The following is a 1,462-nucleotide window of genomic DNA, read 5'->3' as shown; positions in this document are numbered from 1 at the left end:
TGACGCTTCTATGTTCTGTCAAGCTCCTGGTTCGCGGTGGATGGTGTTGAGGGTGCGGTAGAGCTCGCGGGTGATGTAGCGCTTGAGGCATCGGCGGATGCGGCGGGTGGTGAGGCCTTCGGTGCGGCGGCGTTGGGTGTAGGTGCGGGTGCGTTCGTCGCAGCGCATGCGGGTCATCGCGATGGTGGTGATCGCGGAGTTGAGTCTGCGGTCCCCGCCGCGGTTGAGGCGTAGTTCGTGTCGGTTTCCCGAGGATGCCTCGATCGGGCTGGTGCCGGCGATGGCGGCGAAGGCGGCCTCGTTGCGGACTCGTCCGGGATGGGACCAGGCGGTGAGGACGACCGCGGCGGTGACGGGTCCGACTCCGGGGAGGGCGAGGAGTTCGGGTGCTCGGGTGGTGACTAGGTCGTGGAGTTGCTGTTGGTTGGCGGCGAGGTCCTTGGCGAGGAGGAGGATCTGTTTGGCCAGTCGTACTGCGCGGGTTCGTGCGGTAGCCAGGCCGGCGTGTTCGCTTCGGGGGCGCCAGTGCGCGATCTGGGTGATCTGGGTGCGGGTCAGAGCACGGCGTGCGTCGATCCCGAGTTGGTGGGTGCGGACCAGCGCGGTGAGCGCGTTGATCGCGCGTGTGCGCTCGTCATTGTCCTGTTCGCGGGCGGTCAGCAGGACTTGAAGGGCTTCATGGGTGGCCGTGTCGGGGCCGGCCCCACGACGATCACGCAGTCTTGTGGTGGGGATCCTTAGGGCAAGTTGTGCCACCGCTGCGGCGTCGAGGGCGTCGTTTTTGGCCTGGCCGCGGTTGCGGGCGGGGGTGGGTGCCTCGACGACTCGGTAGCCGAGGTCGGCTAGGCGGCTGGCCAAGATCGCGCCGTAGGAACCGGTGCCCTCGACCACCACCAATGTGGCGGTGATGTCGCCGCCGGTGCGGCGGCCCAGCCATCTGATGGCCCGGTCGATACCGGCCTGGGTGGTCGGGAACTCCTGCGGAAGGTCGAGGGCCAGGCCATGCGGGCAGCCGATCAGGCCGTAGACATGCTCGGCAGCGTGGGTATCGACACCCACGACGAACCGATAGCTGTCGGCGACCGTCGCGTCGAGGGCTCTGAGCGTGGCTGAGGGGCCAACGGACGGGTCTGTCACGATGGACATTGCGATGTCTCCTATTCCTTGGTGGACGTCGTGACGGCGTCGGCCCAGGGATACAAGGGTCACCGCGAGAACAGCACTGTGACGAGGCACCACACCGGGCTGCTTCCCGATGCGGGCCATGCTTCTGATCAAGTCATCGCGGTGGGATCCAAGGGCCGACGCCGACCCCGGCCGCGGCGGACACGTCAATTTCAAGGCACCCGTCGACAGGACGGGGCCCGGCTGGCTATGAGTCACACCACGACCGAGACCGGCACCAACCCTTGCATCAGTCGGCCCCAGGCCAACCAGACCCGATAATCACAGGCTGGCTATC

Annotated in this window: 1 protein-coding gene; it reads right to left on the bottom strand. The window is 67.1% G+C overall.

Annotation, left to right across the window (positions count from 1 at the left end):
- Nucleotides 1–18 precede the first annotated feature (18 nt).
- Nucleotides 19–1,146, bottom strand: coding sequence for an IS110 family transposase (locus ACFV9G_RS29850; protein ID WP_378733108.1), 1,128 nt, complete (start codon nt 1,144–1,146; stop codon nt 19–21).
- Nucleotides 1,147–1,462 lie beyond the last annotated feature (316 nt).

It is taken from the genome of Nocardioides sp. NPDC059952 (genome assembly GCF_042730435.1).
Lineage (GTDB): Bacteria > Actinomycetota > Actinomycetes > Propionibacteriales > Nocardioidaceae > Nocardioides.
Note: the sequence above shows the minus strand (reverse complement) of the source record. Positions and strands in the feature narration are given on the sequence as shown.

What these genes read in the sequence shown, in the direction of transcription:
- ACFV9G_RS29850 (WP_378733108.1), bottom strand. Translation starts at nt 1,146, where the DNA reads ATGTCCATCGTGACAGACCCGTCCGTTGGCCCCTCAGCCACGCTCAGA.